The sequence below is a fragment of the Oleiharenicola lentus genome (assembly GCF_004118375.1).
GTDB classification, from domain to species: Bacteria; Verrucomicrobiota; Verrucomicrobiia; order Opitutales; family Opitutaceae; genus Lacunisphaera; species Lacunisphaera lenta.
In genome coordinates, this window is record NZ_SDHX01000001.1 from 3,184,151 (window position 1) to 3,198,685 (window position 14,535).

A 14,535-nucleotide genomic window follows, 5' to 3' on the forward strand; every position below is an offset into this window, starting at 1 on the left:
GAATGGACAAGGGACCAAGGACAAGGGACTTGATTAACCGGGTTGGCGGTAGCGCCCTGCTCGTCAGGGCGATTGCAGCGATGTGAACAACTCTCGCGCGTTGAGGGCAACGCGCGCCACATCGGTCGCGGCCGGTGCGGCCTGCCAGCTATAGGCTCGGCGACGGCTGGAGACCGGCCCTTCAGTTCAAGACACGGCCCGCAGGGACGCGGGCCCTCCGGAAACGCGGACTGAGAGTCCCGCTTACATCAAAGAAAAAGGGCGCCCATAGGCGCCCTTGGTTCAATTCTGTGTGTTCCGTGTATTCCGTGGGCCCTCAGACCTTCGGGAACTTCACCCACTTCGCGCCGGCCTTCGAGCTCTTCACCACCGTCTCGATGAAGGCCATGCCTTCGACGCCGTCGGTGATCGTGGGGAAATCCACGTCGGCTGGGATAGGCTCGCCGGAGACCTCGGCACGGATGGCGCGGAAGGCTTCCTTGTAGATGTTGCCGAAGGCCTCGAGGTAACCCTCGGGGTGGCCGGAGGGCGTGCGCGTGACAGCGCCGGCGGCCTTGCCAACATAGCCGTTGCCGCGGCCCCAGATCTCCGTGGGCTTGTCGGGATATTTCACGAGCAGCTGGTTCGGGTGCTCCTGGTGCCACTCGAGGCCGGCCTTGGTGCCATAGACGCGGATGTTGAGCGCGTTCTCCTCGCCGACGCTGATCTGCGAGGCGTGGATGATGCCCTTGGCGCCGCCCTTGAAGCGGACGAGGATGTTGCCGTCGTCGTCGAGGGCGCGGCCCTTGACGAAGGTCGTGAGGTCGGCGCAGAGCGTGTCGATGTGAAGGCCGGTGATGTAGCGCGCGAGATTCTCGGCGTGCGTGCCGATGTCGCCGATGCAACCGGCGGCGCCGGAGCGCTTCGGGTCGGTGCGCCAGCCGGCCTGTTTCTGACCGGTCTTCTCGAGGAGCGTGCTGAGCCAGCCCTGCGGATACTCGGCCACGACCTTGCGGATCTCGCCGAGGGCGCCGGCCTGCACGAGCTCGCGGGCCTGCTTCACCATGGCATTGCCGGTGTAGTTGTGGGTGAGGACGAAGACCTTCTTCGACTTCTTCACCACGGCCGCGAGCTTCTTGGCCTCGGCGAGGTTGAAGGTCACGGGCTTGTCGCACACGACGTTGAAGCCGGCTTCGAGGAAGAGCTTCGCGGGCGGGAAGTGCTGGTGGTTGGGCGTGACGATGACGATGAAGTCGAGGCGTTGGTCCGCGGGCATCTTCGCCTCGGCCGCGGCCATTTCCTGGTAGCTGCCATAGACGCGGCTGGGGTCGAGGAAGAGGTCCTCGCCCGAGGCCTTGGAGCGGGCGGCGTCGCTGGAGAACGCGCCCGCGGTGAGGACAGCCTGGCCGTCCATGATGGCGGCAATACGGTGCACGCCGCCAATAAAGGCGCCGCGCCCGCCGCCGATCATGCCGTAACGAAGTTTGCGGTGAGAGCTCATGGGAGAAATTGTTTAAACAAGGGAAAAACGGACAGAATCAGAGTGTTGCCCACGGAACACACAGAATACACAGAACATGTTTTCAGAAATTTCGGTGTGTTCCGTGTATTCCGTGGGCCAAAAGCCTCACTGATTTTCTTTGTCGAAGGCCGCGTCGAAGGCGATCTGGCTGCGGGCGAAGTCGAGCTTGCGGAGGAAGGCGCAGGACTCGGCGGCGCCGTGCTCGCGGTCCATGCGGATGTCCTCCCACTCCACGGAGAGCGGGCCCGCGTAGTTGATGTCGTTGAGGGCGACGATGATCTCCTCGAAATTGATGTCGCCGCGACCGACCGAGCGGAAATCCCAGAAGCGACCGGGATTGCCGAAGGTCGTGTGCCCGCCGAAGACGCCGACGGTGCCGTCGCCGTGGCCCCACCACACGTCCTTCATGTGGGCGTGGAAGATGCGGGAGCCGAAAGTGCGGATGAACTTCACGTAGTCCACGCCCTGGTAGCCGAGGTGCGAGGGGTCGTAGTTGAAGCCGAAACGCTTGTGGCCCTTCACGGCCTCGATCGCGCGCTGGGCGCTGGCGATGTCGAAGGCGATTTCGGTCGGGTGCACCTCGAGGGCGAAGTTGGCGTTCTGCTTGTCGAATTCGGCGAGGATCGGGCCGAAGCGCTTGCCGAAGTCGGCGAAGCCGGCGTCCCAGTAGGCCTGCGAAGTCGGCGGGAAGGCGTAGATCGAGTGCCAGATGGAGGAGCCGGTGAAGCCGTTGACGACGACCGGGGCGCCCTTTTTGGCGCCGGGCTTGGCGTCGAAGAAGCGGCGCGCGGCCTTGGCGGTCAGCGCCATCTTCTTGGCGGCGCGCTTGCGCACGCCCTCGGGCTCGCCATCGCCCCACACATCGGGCGGGAGGATGGCCTTGTGCCGCTCGTCAATCAGGTCGCAAATGGCCTGGCCGACGAGGTGGCTCGAGATGGCAAAGCAGGTAAGGTTGTTGTCGAGCAGGACCTCCCACTTCTCCTTCAGGTATTTGTCGGACGTGGCGGCGGCATCCACGTCGAAGTGATCGCCCCAGCAGGCGAGTTCGAGGCCGTCGTAGCCGAGGCGCTTGGCCAACGGGGCCAGCTTGACGAGGGGCAGGTCGGCCCATTGGCCGGTGAACAGGGTGACAGAGCGAGGCATGGGATTACGATTTAAGAGTTACGATTGACGATATCAGAAATCGGACAACGCCCCGGTCGGGGCAGAACGAATGGTCAACGAAAGTAACAAGGATCAAGTAACAAGTATCAAGATGAGGTGCGGCTCATTTCTTGTTACTTGTTACCTGGCACTTGGCACTGCCAACGCGGCTCAATGGGCCGCGTTGGCAGCCGGCTTCTTCTTCAGCACGGCGATGAGCACGAAGATCACGGTCAGCGCGACGGGCAGGATGGCGACCTTGCCGAGGGCGTCGAGGCCGGCGGCGGCCTGGATCGCAGCGAGCGCGTCACCCGTGGGGGCCGCACCAGCCGGGGTGCGCTCGGCGATGCCGGCGTCATACCACTTGCCGATGATCGGGAGCACGAAGCTCACAGAAAACATGCCCGCGCCGCCGATGATGGCCATGCCGAGAGCGCCGGTCTTCGGGTAGTTTTCGGCGACGTAACCGACCATGGTGGGCCAGAAGAAGCACACGCCGAAGGCGAAGACCGTGGCGGCCACGAAGAGCATATTGCCGGTCGAGTGGCTCATCGCGTAGAGACCAAGAGTCGAGAGGATGGCGCTCATCACCAGCATGCCGATGGGCGAGAGCTTGTGGACGAAGGGACCGGCAAACATGCGGCCGACGGCCATCAGGCCGTTGATCCACACCAGCACGAGGATGCCCGAGACGCCGGCATGCGAGAGAATGTTCGGAATCCATTGGCCGGAACCGAGCTCGGTGGAGGCGGTGAGGAGCATGCAGCCGACCATGAGGATGAAGCCGGGAGCGAGACAGGCCGCGAACATCGAGCCGGTTGACTCGCCGCGCTGCACGCGCTCGGTCTTGGGCATCTCCTGGCCGAGGAACATGAAGGCGTAGGCCGCGAGCGGGAGCAGCATGGTGGCAAACTGGGCCTTCCAGCCGAGTCCCATGTTGCCGAAGAGGTAGGCGAGAAGGCCACCGATCACGATGCCGCCCGGGAACCACACGTGGAAATGGTTGAGCTTGGTGGTCTGGTCCTTCGGGTAGAGCGTCGCGACGAGGGGATTGCAGGCCGCCTCGACCGAGCCGTTGGCGATGCCGAAAAGGAGCGTGCCGCCGAAGAGGCTCCAGAAATCCCAGGCGAAGATCGTCAGCAGGATGCCGCCGAGGTGGCCGATGAAGGCGATGCTCAGAATGCGCTTGAAACCGAGGGCGTCCACCAGCGGACCGCCGAATACCATCGCAAGCGTGAAGCCCCAGAACGCGGTGCCGTTGACCCAGCCGGCTTGCTCGTTGGTCAGATTGAATTCTTTGATCCAGTCACCGGTGGCTCCGCCGCGAAGGGCGAAACTCATCGCAGTGACTATCAGGGCGGCGCAACTGGCCGTGAACAAACGGGAGGGATTCATGGATGGGGTGTGAGTGGGGTTGAGTGACTGACAAATGACCGCGGCCAGTGAAAACAGTTATGCACGCGTTTGAACACTCCTTTTTTGAGAAGGGTTGTCACACATTTGCGCTACACGGGATGAGGGGGATGGAGCCGGGGCGCCCTCGCCCCGGTCATGGGTGCAACCGGCGCTCCGCGCAGTTTGGGTCGTCCGCTAGCGTGGAGACGTGGCTTGGCAGCGCCGGGGCGCACCCCGAGGCGCGCCGATCAGATCGGCAGTTGGTGTAGGGTCGCCGCTTGCGGCGACCTCGCGCGTGAGGTCGGACCAAGGTCCGACCCTAAAAGAAGACGCAAACCAGCCCGCGCGGAGCTCGGGCTCCACCTCAGGCCAGACCCAGCTTCGCCAGCACCTCGGGCGGCGGGCCCTTGAACTCGATCAGGGGCGTGTTGCCGACGTAACCGACGTCCTTCATGCCCTCGGGCGTGGTAAAGAAACCGGCGGCGGTGAGGTCGCGGAACTTGGCGAAGAAGCGGGCGCCCTCCCGGTGATCTGGCTTAGCCGTGACGGCGTCGCAGATATCGTCGGCGATCGCGCTCTGCTGCACTTCGGTCAGCGCAGCGAAATCCTCGCCGAAGCGGGCGCGGGATTCGCGGTTGAGCCAGACCAAGCCCTCGAGCACGGTTTCCCGGTCACGGAGCTGGTCGGGATACGGTGCGCTGATCCACTCATCAATGAAGTCGTGCACCTTCAGATCAGCCGCGCTGGGCACCCCACCCTCAGCCGGAATGATCAGCGCGCAGAGCGCAGCGGCGGTGCGGCGCTGGGCGTCGGTCATCGTCAGCGGCCAGACGTCGCCGGGGGCGTATTCCTTGTTGAGGAGCGGGTCGGTGCCGTAGCCCTTCGTGGCGGGCGGTGCGGCCTGACCGGAAGCGCGCATAGGGCCGCCGGCCGCAGCCAGCGTGGCGCCGGCGGCGATCATCCACTTGAGCGCGGCACGACGGTCGAGACGGGATTCGCTGAAGCTCATGGGGAGAAACCTGAAACTTGAAACCTGATACCTGAAAGGGGCGAAGACATGGGGCGAAATGAAGAGCGATTTGTTGGTAGTGTTCTGATGCCAAAGGGTCGGGACGGTGCCCATCCTCAGGTCTCAGGTTTCAGCTTTCAGGTTTCGAATTCTACAGGTTTCCTTTCTTCAGCTGGTCAACGATGTAGTCGCCCGCGCGCCAGGCGAGGGCCATGATCGTGAGCGTGGGGTTCTTGTCGGCGTTGCTGACGAACGGGCCGCCGTCGGTGACGAACAGGTTGGGCACGTCCCAGGTCTGGCACCACTGGTTGGTGACGGATTTTTTCGCGTCGGCGCCCATGATGGTGCCGCCGACCTCGTGGATGATAAATCCGCCGGGCCGAATGGCATCGGCCCCGTCGGCATCCGGCTGTTGGCGGACGCGTCCGCCCATGGCCTCGATCAGGGCCTTGGCCGTTTCCTGCATGTGGCGGGCCTGCCGGGTCTCGTGCTCGGACCATTTCCAATGGAAACGCAGGACGGGGATGCCCCACTTGTCCTTCACGACAGGATCAAGGTCGCAGAAAGAATCCTCGTTGGGGATCATCTCGCCGCGACCGGCGAAGCCGAGGAAGGAGCCATAATAGCGGCGGGCGTCCTCCTTGAACTTTTTGCCGTAGGAGCCGCGGCCGAGCCATTCGAGGCCGGAGAAGGTGCCGGCGCCGGGCATCTGCCGGCCGGACATGAACTCGAGGTGGTAGCCGCGCGCGAAGCCGAGTTTGCCGGCGAGTTGTTCCTGATAGAGCCACCACGGCACGTAGGCGTGGCCGCCGCCGGCGCCGTCCTCGTTGTGCAGCGGAAGATTTTCCAGCGCCGGGATCTGTCCGCCCAGCGAGGCGCCCACGGTGTCCATGATGTATTTGCCGACGAGGCCGCTTGAGTTCGCCACGCCGTTGGGGAAGCGCGCGGACTTGGAATTGAGCAGCATGCGCACCGACTCGGCCGAGCTGGCCGCGAGGACGACGACGCGCGCGCGCACCTCCTTCTCCCGGCCGTCGCGACGGTCAATGTAGCTGACGCCGGTGGCCTTGCCCGCGTCGTTCATCAGCACGCGGTAACCCATCGCGTCGCTGAGGATGTCGAGGTTGCCCGTGCCGAGCGCGGGCGGGAGGTGGACGGTGGTGGACTGGTAGGTCGCGCGGATGGCGCAACCGCGGCCGCAGTTGGTGGCCCAGAAGCAGGCGGCGCGTTCGCTCATGGCCTGGGCGAGGACACGCTGGGCCTTGGCGTTGCCCGGATGGAGCTTCGCGGGGAGCACGTTCGGATCGAGGCGCTGCGTGAGCACGGCGCGGTGAATCGGGATGACCGGGATGCCGAGCTTGCGCGCGTGGTGCTTGGTGTAGCGTTCGCCCGCGCGGAGGGCCGGCGGAGGCTGGAGCACACCCGCCGGCGAGTCGGGCGTGTTTTCCAGGCCATTGTTGTCGCCATAGACGCCGATGAGCATCTCGACCTTGTCGTAGTAGGGCGCGACATCCTCGTAATTAATCGGCCAGTCGAAGCCGAGGCCGTCGCGGCTGCGGGGCTTGAAATCGTAGGGACCGTTGCGGAGGGAGATGCGGCCCCAGTGGTTGGTGCGGCCGCCGAGCATGCGCGCGCGCCACCACCAGAACTGGCGCTTCGGGTCGTCGGAGGCGCTGGTGTAGGGTTCGCCCGGCACCTGCCAGCCGCCGTCCACCGTCGAGTCGTGAAAGCCGAAGGGCTTGTCCGGCGTGCCCGCCGCACGCAGCGGGGCCTGGCCGTTGGTCTGGAACATCGGCGTCTCCTGCACCGGATCATAGTCGCGGCCGGCCTCCAGCATGAGAACCTTGGCGCCCTCCATCGTCAGCGTGTAGGCCGTCTGGCCGCCGGCGGCGCCGGAACCGACGACAATGACATCGTAATCAGATTTAACCTGGGCAGGGGTGATGTTCGGCATGGCGCGGGCCGTGAAGGGGGTGCGCCCAAGGGAGGCCACGGCGGCGAAATCGGCAAGGGGAAAGACGACGCGCGGGAGCGAAGCGTTAGTCTGGCCCGGCCCGTGAACAATTTTTTCGTGTGCTTTCGGGCTTTTCGTGGTTCTCCTCTCCTTCCCTTTCCCACCATGGCCAAAATCGAAGTCAACCAGGTCGCCGAGATCCTCAAGAAGCACAAGCTGGACCCGTCCATCCTGCGCGAGATCGTCGAGGAGATGAACGAGATCACCGCCCCTGCGGCCGACGAGGACATCAAGCCGCCGGCGCCGAAGAAGCAGTTCGTCATCGTGTTGTCCGACATGGAGGGCAAGCTGCCGCAGAAGGAACTCACCGGCTGGGTCGTGCAGATTCCGGAAAACGCGAGCCCCTACTCCACCACCGATCGCATCTTCAAAGCAGCCTACGACTTCAATGCCTCCAAGAAAGGCCGCATGCTCCCCGTGAAGTCCGTGGGCGAAGCCCTCGAGAGCGCCAGCGCAAAGTATTTCAAGGAGTCCGAGCTCTGGGTGAAGACCAAGCTCCCCGTCGGCGTCGTCGTGACCGACAACGTGCTGCCCAAGGACGAGTTCAAGACCGAGAAGGTGGACCGGCGGAGAAAACTGGAGTGAGCGGGTGGCAACAGACGGTTTGACGGCCACGCAAACTTATCGCAGGTTCGGGTCGTGACGCTCGCCGATTTCCCGCAACTCAAGCGCCTGCCTTCACGCCAGCGGCTGAAGCTGGCCGAGCAGCTTTGGGATTCTGCGGCAACCGAATCAATGGCGGTGCCAGCCGGTCACAAACGCCTGATCCAATCACGCCGCAAAGCTTACCAACAGGGCCAGATCGCCACGCTCACGATGGATGAGCTGAAAAAGTCGATCAAGCGCCCCAAGTGACCGGCAAACCCGTTGTCGCCCTGGCCATCGTAAGCGAAGATGTGCAGAACGCTTACGACTACTTTTCCGCCCGCCTCCCCGAGGGTGGAGACAGGTTCTTGGATCGATACTTCGAGACCACCGACCGCATTGCCATCAACCCGTGGAGCTATCCGGTGAAGTTCGACGACTACCACCGGGCGCTCATCCCCCGGAGCGATTTTGCGATCTATTACTTTCAGGAGAAAACGCGTTCCGTCGTCGTTGCCGTCATCCACGCTCGGCGCAATCCGCGTTTGATCCTGAACCTTGCCAGGGGAAGGCGGTGAGCACTGGGGATGGGCTGAATTGAACTGTAGCCGCGGTGGAACGCAGCGACAACGTGGTATCTTGGCGACCACGCTTTCGCCAGTCGCTCAATCGCGGCTACACCTTGGGTGAAACTGCTGTAGTTTCGGCTTAAAAGTCCACCGGCAGGAGCGGTTGGGTCAGGCCGTCCTCGGGAGGAGCATCCACCAAGGCCTGTTCGGCTTCCAGCCAGTGAGCCTGCGCCTGGTTCTCCGGGCGACCCGCGCGCAGCCACAGATCATGGGCCAGCGTGGCGATGGCCTCGTGCCTCGCGATGATGGAGGAGGAATGATGGGCTTCGTAGTCGGTGTGGTTTTTCATGGACGAGAGAAAGCAATGAGGCTGTTGGCGGGATTCCGGACGACTCCGCGGATCACCCGGATGATGCGGATGCAGGGGTTCATCCGGTCCGGGTGATCCACGGGTAAAACCGGCCGCGATGGTGAAGTCAGCTCTTTGGACTCCGCAAACCGCCCATCAGATAGATGATCAGCGCGACCAGCAGAATCAGGCCGATGCCGCTGCCACCGAAGACAGGTCCGCCGAAGTAAAAGCCGCCACCGCCGAAAAGGAGCAGCAGAACGAGAATGAGGAGCAAGGGATTCATGGCCTCACGGTAGCAGCGGAAGCGCCGCAGGCCTATGGGGCCTTCACCCATGACGAAGTCAGCACTCCGCGATCTCGACCCCATCCACCGCGCCGTCCGTCACCCGCACGGTCACCACCATCGGCCGGCAGCAGACCTCGCAATCGGTGACAAACTCTGCGCCGCCCTCGGAGACATCAAAGGCCAGGGAAAAGGTCTCCCCGCAATGCGGGCATTCAATGGAAAGGGCGTCGCGCACGAACCAGGGTGCCTCCGCCAGCACGGAAAAGCAACCGGCCGGAGAAACATCGGGGTCGGTGAAAATATCCGGAACCACTCCCGGCGCGGCGGTTCACGTAGATCGACAAACCATCCCATGAAAATACCCACTCACGACGAGATCGCCCAGCAAGCCCACCATCTCTGGCAGGACCGCGGTTGCCCGGCCAACTGCGACACCGCCCTCTGGCTCGAGGCCGAGCAGCAACTGAGCGAAAGCCGCACCCCGGATTCCGAAGTCCGGGCCGACGCTTTCGTCACCTACGCCCGGGGCTTCAACCGTCCCGAAAATCCGATCAGTTACCAGGTTCCGGCCGCAGCCACGGAGCGCGAAGCCAACCAAGCGGACCAGCAGAAGGAGGACGCCCGCGCCCCGCTGGTCCCCCGGCACACCGGACCGAAGGGTAAACCGTCCGAGTCCGGCAAACCGATCTGGGCAAAATCACATTCCTCGTAAGCCGGCGCGAGCGCGGTCTCCCCGCTTCATTCACTTCGCGCGCTCTGCGCCGCGCGCAACCTCGACATCCTTGGCCACCTCGTCGCGAATGAGCGCCCAGTGAAAGAGATTGTCGGGGTTCGCGTGGAAGAAGTTGTGGTTGTAGTGCACGAGCGGCATGTCGCGGTAGAGCGGACGCGTCAGCTTCACGAGTTCGTCCCATTGGGCGACGGCCTTCTCCAGGTGCGTGATCGCAGCCTGCTGGTCGGCGGCGGCGCCCTTGAGACGGAAACGATGAAGGGCCTGGCCGCCGCGCAGCTTCTCCGCGAGATGCAGGCCCAATCGGGCCCACGCCTGCACGTCGGCGACCTCGTAGCACAGCGTGGCATTGCCGGCTGGGTCGATGCCCGCCACGAGCCCGAGCGCCTCGCGGCAGTCGCGTTCGAGCAGGTCGGCCAGCTCCGGCGGAGTCATGCGCTCCGGACCGAAGCTCCCGCCCGCGGCTGTGGTCTCGACGTAGTCCTTGATGGAGACGTAATCGGGATCGAGCACGGGGGATGCAATCAGCCGGTCGATGCCGATGTATTTCGTGTAGTCGCCCTGCAACGCCAAGAAACCCTCGCCGTAGAGCGTGAAGTCCCAGCGCGTGTCGAACAGCGAGTTGAGCCGCAGCTGCGTGGTCGAGGCGAGTGCGTAGGCGCGCAGCAGGTTATCGCCCTTCGCACCGTAGCGCCGGTTGAACTCCGCCTGGAACACGGCGTCGGGCGTCTCCGGGTTGTAGAGCAGCCGGCCCCAAAGCTGGTAGAACAGCCACTGCCGCTCAAAGGCCCACTTCCAGTCCACCGGCTCCTTCAGCGCGGTGAAGTAGTCGAGCGCGGGGATGTAGCACTCGGAGCCGACGAAATAGCCGCCGACGTAATCCTGGGTGCCATTGCGCGCGATGTGCGAGCGGATGAAATCCGGCACGCCCCAGCGCAGGGCGAAGAAGTCCTCGTTGCGCGCCATCCACACGACCTTGTAGTTCGACGGCGTGGGCTTGAAGTAGGTGTCGCCGAGCTTGCCGCCGTGGACCTTCACGAGCTTCGGGGTCGAGTGCGCGTGCGACCAGTTGAACTTCATCTCCGCCCAGATCGGGCCGTCGAAGCGGTTCTCCAGCTTCTCCATCGCGGCGCGCGTCACCGCCTCGACGTGGGCGCTGGTGCCGCCGGCCGAGGACAGCCCGGACGAGAACGGCACGCGGTGGATGAGCTTCACCTTGCGGTGGGCGTCGAGCATGCCGGCCACGATCACGTCGTCCATCCACTGCTGGCGCTCGAGCGGAGTCATGCCGGCCATGCCCTCGCCGTGCGAGAGGCCGATGCCGTCGAGGTCGGGATATTCATTGAGCACCTGCGTGACGCTCTCGCGGATGTAGCGGCGCACGATCTCGGAGGAGTCGCCGTCCACGTAGTAGTGCGGGTAGAAATTCTTTTTCGCCACACCATGCGCCTCGGAGAACTCCTTGCTCACGAAAATGCTCCAGTGAACGATATAGGTGTCGAGGCCGCGCTCCTTCGCGAGACGGAAGATGCCGCGGTAAAGTTGCCGCCATTCCTCCTGCTCCGCCTCCGTCCACGGGCTCGCCTCGGGAAAATTCTTAGGCCGCACCATGAAGGTGAACGGGTGCATATTCCAAAGGCTCACCACGTTGAACCGGTTCGCCACCATCATGTCCAGGAACGCCTCCCAATACTTCAGGTCCTTCGCGACGGGGATGTGCTGGTCGAGCGCGGTGCTCGCGCGGTAGGTTTCCCAAGGAAGGTTGTATTTGATGCCGCGGAACGCCAGATGCGGCCGCTCCGCCGCGGGCTTCACCTCCGCGAGCGGCGTGCCGTGGCGCAGCGCCTCCGCCAACGCGAGCGTGCCATAGATGAGCCCGCGCCCGTCGCCGCCATAAACCGTGATCACTTTCCCCTCGGGAATGATCTGGTAGGCCTCGGGCGCGAGGCGCTCACGATGAACGGCTAGGCTGACGAGCCGGTCGTAACCGGCGCGCTCGCGGAGCAATTCGTGCCGCTGTCCGACGAGCGCCTCGCCGAGTTTGCGCGCCGCGTAGGCCGCCTGCGGCACATCCGCATCGTGGAGGATATACACGCGCTCGGCGCGCAGCGCACCGACGAGACAGAGACCGGCGAGCAGGGCGAGGATGCGGGGTTTCATCGTGGAGCCACTGAAACCCCACGCCTCGCTTTAACAAGGGAAAGCTTGGGCGAACGATGGACTGTCGTCACACGCAGACAATCGCCGGACGGCCGCGTGCGCTGATGCTGCGGCCGCGGCGCATGAAAAAGTTTTTCCGAATACCCGAAACTTTTTCTGGCACTTTCCGCGCGCGTGCCTGTAATTGCCTTGGGGTCGCTCACATTTCGAAGCCCGTGTTTCGTCACTTCTCGTTGCACTCGAGATCGGATTCGTGAGCGGCGTCATCGCCCGGACACTCCGGGCCCGCGGTCACGGCCGCGTCAACGCTCACCTGCCTTCGCCTGCGACTCACAGCCTGCGGGGGCAAAACCCATACAGTCTATGTCAGTTGTTATTCCTGAGTCTGCGCTCCCGCGCATCGGCATGGTTTCCACCCACGGTTACGTCGCCGCCGAACCCCCGCTGGGGGCGGCCGACACCGGCGGCCAGGTCGTCTATGTCCTCGAACTCGCTAAGAAACTCGCCCAGCTCGGCTTCGAGGTGGACATCTGGACCCGCCGCTTCGAGGACCAGCCCGAGATGGACATGGTCAACGACCGCGTCCGGGTGCTCCGCGTGCCCTGCGGCGGACGCAACTTCCTCGGCAAGGAGTACCTCGTGTCGCACCTGCCCGAGTGGGCGGAAAACGCCCTGCGCTTCATCAAGAAGCACGGCCTGAAATACCAGTTCTTCAACAGCCACTACTGGGACGCCGGCTACGCCACCCAGCGCCTCGCCGAGGCGCTCGACGTGCCGCACGTCCACACGCCGCACTCGCTCGGCCTGTGGAAAAAGCAGCTCATGGAGCGTGATGCGCCAGGCGACGCCGCCTCGCTGGAGAAGAAATACAACTTCACGCAACGCATCAACGAGGAGACCCTTCTCTACCGGAGCTGCGACGAGGTCATCGCCACCACGCCCGACCAACTCGACATGATCGTGAAGGACTACGGCGCGCCCGCCGAGCAGGTGAACATGATCCCGCCGGGCTACGACGACAACCGCTTCTACCCGGTCAGCGCCGCCACGCGGAACGCCATCCGCTCGCGCCTCGGCTTCGAGGGCAAGGTGGTGCTCGCGATCGGCCGGCTCGCGCGCAACAAGGGCTACGACCTCCTGATCGACGCCTTCTCCGTGGTCGCAACGCGCATTCCCGACGCGGTCCTCCACCTGGCGGTCGGCGGCAATGAAATGAATCCCAACGAGCAGACCATCCTGCGCGAACTCAAGGAGCAGACCGTCCGGCTGGGCCTGGAGGCGCGGGTGAAGTTCTCCGGCTTCGTCGCCGAGGCCGAGATGGCCGACCACTACCGCGCCGCCGATGTCTTTGTGCTGAGCAGCCGCTACGAGCCCTTCGGCATGACCGCCATCGAGGCCATGGCCTGCGGCACGCCGACGGTCGTCACCATCCACGGCGGCCTGTTCCGCGCCGTGACCTTCGGGCGCCACGCGCTCTACGCCGACACCTTCGACAAGGAGGACCTCGGCATCTCGATCGTGAAGGTCCTGCGCCACCCGCGTCTGTCCAACCGGCTGTCCCGCATGGGCGCCCACAAGGCCCGCAGCCTCTTCACCTGGACCGGCATCGCCCAGCAGCTCACCAGCCTCATCGAGGAACGGGCCACCGCCCTCGCCTTCACTGACAACGAATGGGACGAACCCTGGAACGACGGCGACTGAACAGCTGCCCAGCTGGCTCCTCCCTTCCTGCTTCATTCAACCCTCTTCATTCATCGACATGCTCGAATTCTCCCTCGACCAAGCCACCCTCATCCGCCTCATCGAGACAGGTGTCATCCTCGTCGTCGCCTTAGCGCTCTTCTTCGGCCTGCGCGGGCGGATCCTGCAGTTCGCCCACTGGGCCGGACTGCCGCGCCTCGCCTACGCGCCCGTGCGGCTGATGTTGCGCTACGCCATCCTGGTCGTTGCGCTCGCGCTGATCCTCAGCCTCTGGGGCTTCCAGATCGGAACGATCCTGGCCCTGATCGGCTCGGTGCTCGGTCTCGTCGCCATCGGCTTCGTCGCCGTGTGGAGCGTGCTGAGCAACTTCCTCTGCATCTTCGTGCTCGTGATTTTCAAGCCCTTCTCCGTGGGCGACGAACTCGAGCTGCCCACCGACAACGTGAAGGGCCGCGTGAAGGACCTCAGCCTCGTCTTTACCACCCTCCAGGTGTCGGATACCGAATCAGTCATGATTCCCAACAACACCTTCTTCCAAAAGGTCTTCAAACGCCGCCTCGGCACCTGCACCACGGGCCTGGGTGATCAGCTGCGGCACAACGCCGGAGGGACCGCCGCATGAGTGCCGCGAAAACCACTTCCGTCCTCGGCGGGGTGCGCGCCTCCTACCCGCGCCTGCTCCGCATCCTCGTGCCGCTCGACTTCTCCGGCAAGTCGCGCCAGGCGCTCCGCTACGCCGTGCCCCTCGCCCAGAAGTTCTCCGCGCGCATCCACCTCGTCCATGTCCTGCCCGACCCGGGCAAGACGCCGAAGGACGAGGTCACGCGGCAGCGGACGGTGGCCCTGAAGCGCCTCGGCGAGATGAGCCTCTCGCTGCTCCCGCCGCGCGTGCGCGCCGAAAACGCCGTGCTCACCGGCAAGCCCGCCGAGCAAATCCTCGCCCTCGCGGGCCAGCAGACCATTGACCTCATCGTGCTCACGACCAAGGGCCGCAGCGGCCTGAAGCGCGTCCTCGTCGGCAGCACTGCCGAGGAAATCATGCGCCACGCCCCCTGCCCCGTCATGTCCGTGCGCCGCCAATAGTTCATCG

General features: G+C 64.4%; 16 protein-coding genes. 7 read left to right on the forward strand and 9 right to left on the reverse strand.

The window, feature by feature from the left end; genetic code table 11:
• Window positions 1-316: 316 nt before the first annotated feature.
• From ESB00_RS13175 to ESB00_RS13195, 5 genes are all read right to left on the reverse strand, one after another.
• On the reverse strand, window positions 317-1,480 hold the full coding sequence (locus ESB00_RS13175) for a Gfo/Idh/MocA family protein (RefSeq protein WP_129048144.1): 1,164 nt from the start codon (window positions 1,478-1,480) through the stop codon (window positions 317-319).
• A gap of 126 nt (window positions 1,481-1,606) precedes the next feature.
• On the reverse strand, window positions 1,607-2,644 hold the full coding sequence (locus ESB00_RS13180) for a sugar phosphate isomerase/epimerase family protein (RefSeq protein WP_129048145.1): 1,038 nt from the start codon (window positions 2,642-2,644) through the stop codon (window positions 1,607-1,609).
• A 171-nt stretch (window positions 2,645-2,815) separates the two neighbouring features.
• Entirely contained in the window at window positions 2,816-4,039 is a 1,224-nt protein-coding gene (locus tag ESB00_RS13185) for an MFS transporter (protein ID WP_129048146.1), read from the reverse strand.
• A 364-nt stretch (window positions 4,040-4,403) separates the two neighbouring features.
• Window positions 4,404-5,048, reverse strand: coding sequence for a gluconate 2-dehydrogenase subunit 3 family protein (locus ESB00_RS13190; protein ID WP_129048147.1), 645 nt, complete (start codon window positions 5,046-5,048; stop codon window positions 4,404-4,406).
• A gap of 151 nt (window positions 5,049-5,199) precedes the next feature.
• Window positions 5,200-7,002, reverse strand: coding sequence for a GMC family oxidoreductase (locus ESB00_RS13195; RefSeq protein WP_129048356.1), 1,803 nt, complete (start codon window positions 7,000-7,002; stop codon window positions 5,200-5,202).
• 165 nt (window positions 7,003-7,167) lie between these two features.
• Between ESB00_RS13195 and ESB00_RS13200 the strand changes: the two genes are divergently transcribed.
• From ESB00_RS13200 to ESB00_RS13210, 3 genes are read left to right on the forward strand one after another with little or no spacing between them, the layout of a single operon-like run.
• Complete coding sequence (locus ESB00_RS13200; protein WP_129048148.1) at window positions 7,168-7,647, forward strand: hypothetical protein; 480 nt, start codon at window positions 7,168-7,170, stop codon at window positions 7,645-7,647.
• Window positions 7,648-7,701: 54 nt separating this feature from the next.
• The gene (locus ESB00_RS13205; protein ID WP_129048149.1) at window positions 7,702-7,917 is read left to right on the forward strand and encodes an addiction module protein; all 216 of its coding nucleotides are present in this window, start codon (window positions 7,702-7,704) and stop codon (window positions 7,915-7,917) included.
• Window positions 7,914-8,225, forward strand: a complete 312-nt coding sequence (locus ESB00_RS13210) for a type II toxin-antitoxin system RelE/ParE family toxin (protein WP_129048150.1) — start codon at window positions 7,914-7,916, stop codon at window positions 8,223-8,225. The genes ESB00_RS13205 and ESB00_RS13210 overlap by 4 nt, the downstream gene beginning before the upstream one ends.
• Window positions 8,226-8,355: 130 nt before the next feature.
• On the opposite strand, the gene ESB00_RS13215 is transcribed toward ESB00_RS13210, so the two are convergent.
• The 3 genes from ESB00_RS13215 to ESB00_RS13225 form a co-directional block, all read right to left on the reverse strand.
• Window positions 8,356-8,565, reverse strand: coding sequence for a DUF2934 domain-containing protein (locus tag ESB00_RS13215; RefSeq protein ID WP_129048151.1), 210 nt, complete (start codon window positions 8,563-8,565; stop codon window positions 8,356-8,358).
• A gap of 127 nt (window positions 8,566-8,692) precedes the next feature.
• Entirely contained in the window at window positions 8,693-8,851 is a 159-nt protein-coding gene (locus tag ESB00_RS13220) for a DUF3309 domain-containing protein (RefSeq protein ID WP_129048152.1), read from the reverse strand.
• A 58-nt stretch (window positions 8,852-8,909) separates the two neighbouring features.
• A complete protein-coding gene (locus ESB00_RS13225; protein ID WP_129048153.1) occupies window positions 8,910-9,089 on the reverse strand; it encodes a CPXCG motif-containing cysteine-rich protein in 180 nt (59 codons plus the stop codon).
• Between the two features lie 117 nt (window positions 9,090-9,206).
• On the opposite strand from ESB00_RS13225, the gene ESB00_RS13230 reads away from it, so the two are divergent.
• The gene (locus tag ESB00_RS13230) at window positions 9,207-9,566 is read left to right on the forward strand and encodes a DUF2934 domain-containing protein (protein WP_164976197.1); all 360 of its coding nucleotides are present in this window, start codon (window positions 9,207-9,209) and stop codon (window positions 9,564-9,566) included.
• A gap of 30 nt (window positions 9,567-9,596) precedes the next feature.
• Here the strand turns inward: ESB00_RS13230 and ESB00_RS13235 are convergent, their stop codons facing one another.
• Complete coding sequence (locus ESB00_RS13235; protein WP_129048155.1) at window positions 9,597-11,744, reverse strand: beta-N-acetylhexosaminidase family protein; 2,148 nt, start codon at window positions 11,742-11,744, stop codon at window positions 9,597-9,599.
• Window positions 11,745-12,107: 363 nt separating this feature from the next.
• Here ESB00_RS13235 and ESB00_RS13240 point away from each other — a divergent pair, with 363 nt between their 5' ends.
• Genes ESB00_RS13240 through ESB00_RS13250 form a run of 3 tightly spaced genes read left to right on the forward strand, consistent with a single transcriptional unit; the run spans window position 12,108 to window position 14,528 of the window.
• Window positions 12,108-13,445 carry a glycosyltransferase gene (locus tag ESB00_RS13240; RefSeq protein ID WP_129048156.1) on the forward strand — a complete coding sequence of 446 codons (1,338 nt, stop codon included), beginning with the start codon at window positions 12,108-12,110 and terminating at the stop codon, window positions 13,443-13,445.
• A gap of 58 nt (window positions 13,446-13,503) precedes the next feature.
• The gene (locus ESB00_RS13245) at window positions 13,504-14,067 is read left to right on the forward strand and encodes a mechanosensitive ion channel family protein (protein WP_129048157.1); all 564 of its coding nucleotides are present in this window, start codon (window positions 13,504-13,506) and stop codon (window positions 14,065-14,067) included.
• On the forward strand, window positions 14,064-14,528 hold the full coding sequence (locus ESB00_RS13250; protein ID WP_129048158.1) for a universal stress protein: 465 nt from the start codon (window positions 14,064-14,066) through the stop codon (window positions 14,526-14,528). The genes ESB00_RS13245 and ESB00_RS13250 overlap by 4 nt, the downstream gene beginning before the upstream one ends.
• The last annotated feature ends 7 nt before the right edge of the window (window positions 14,529-14,535 follow it).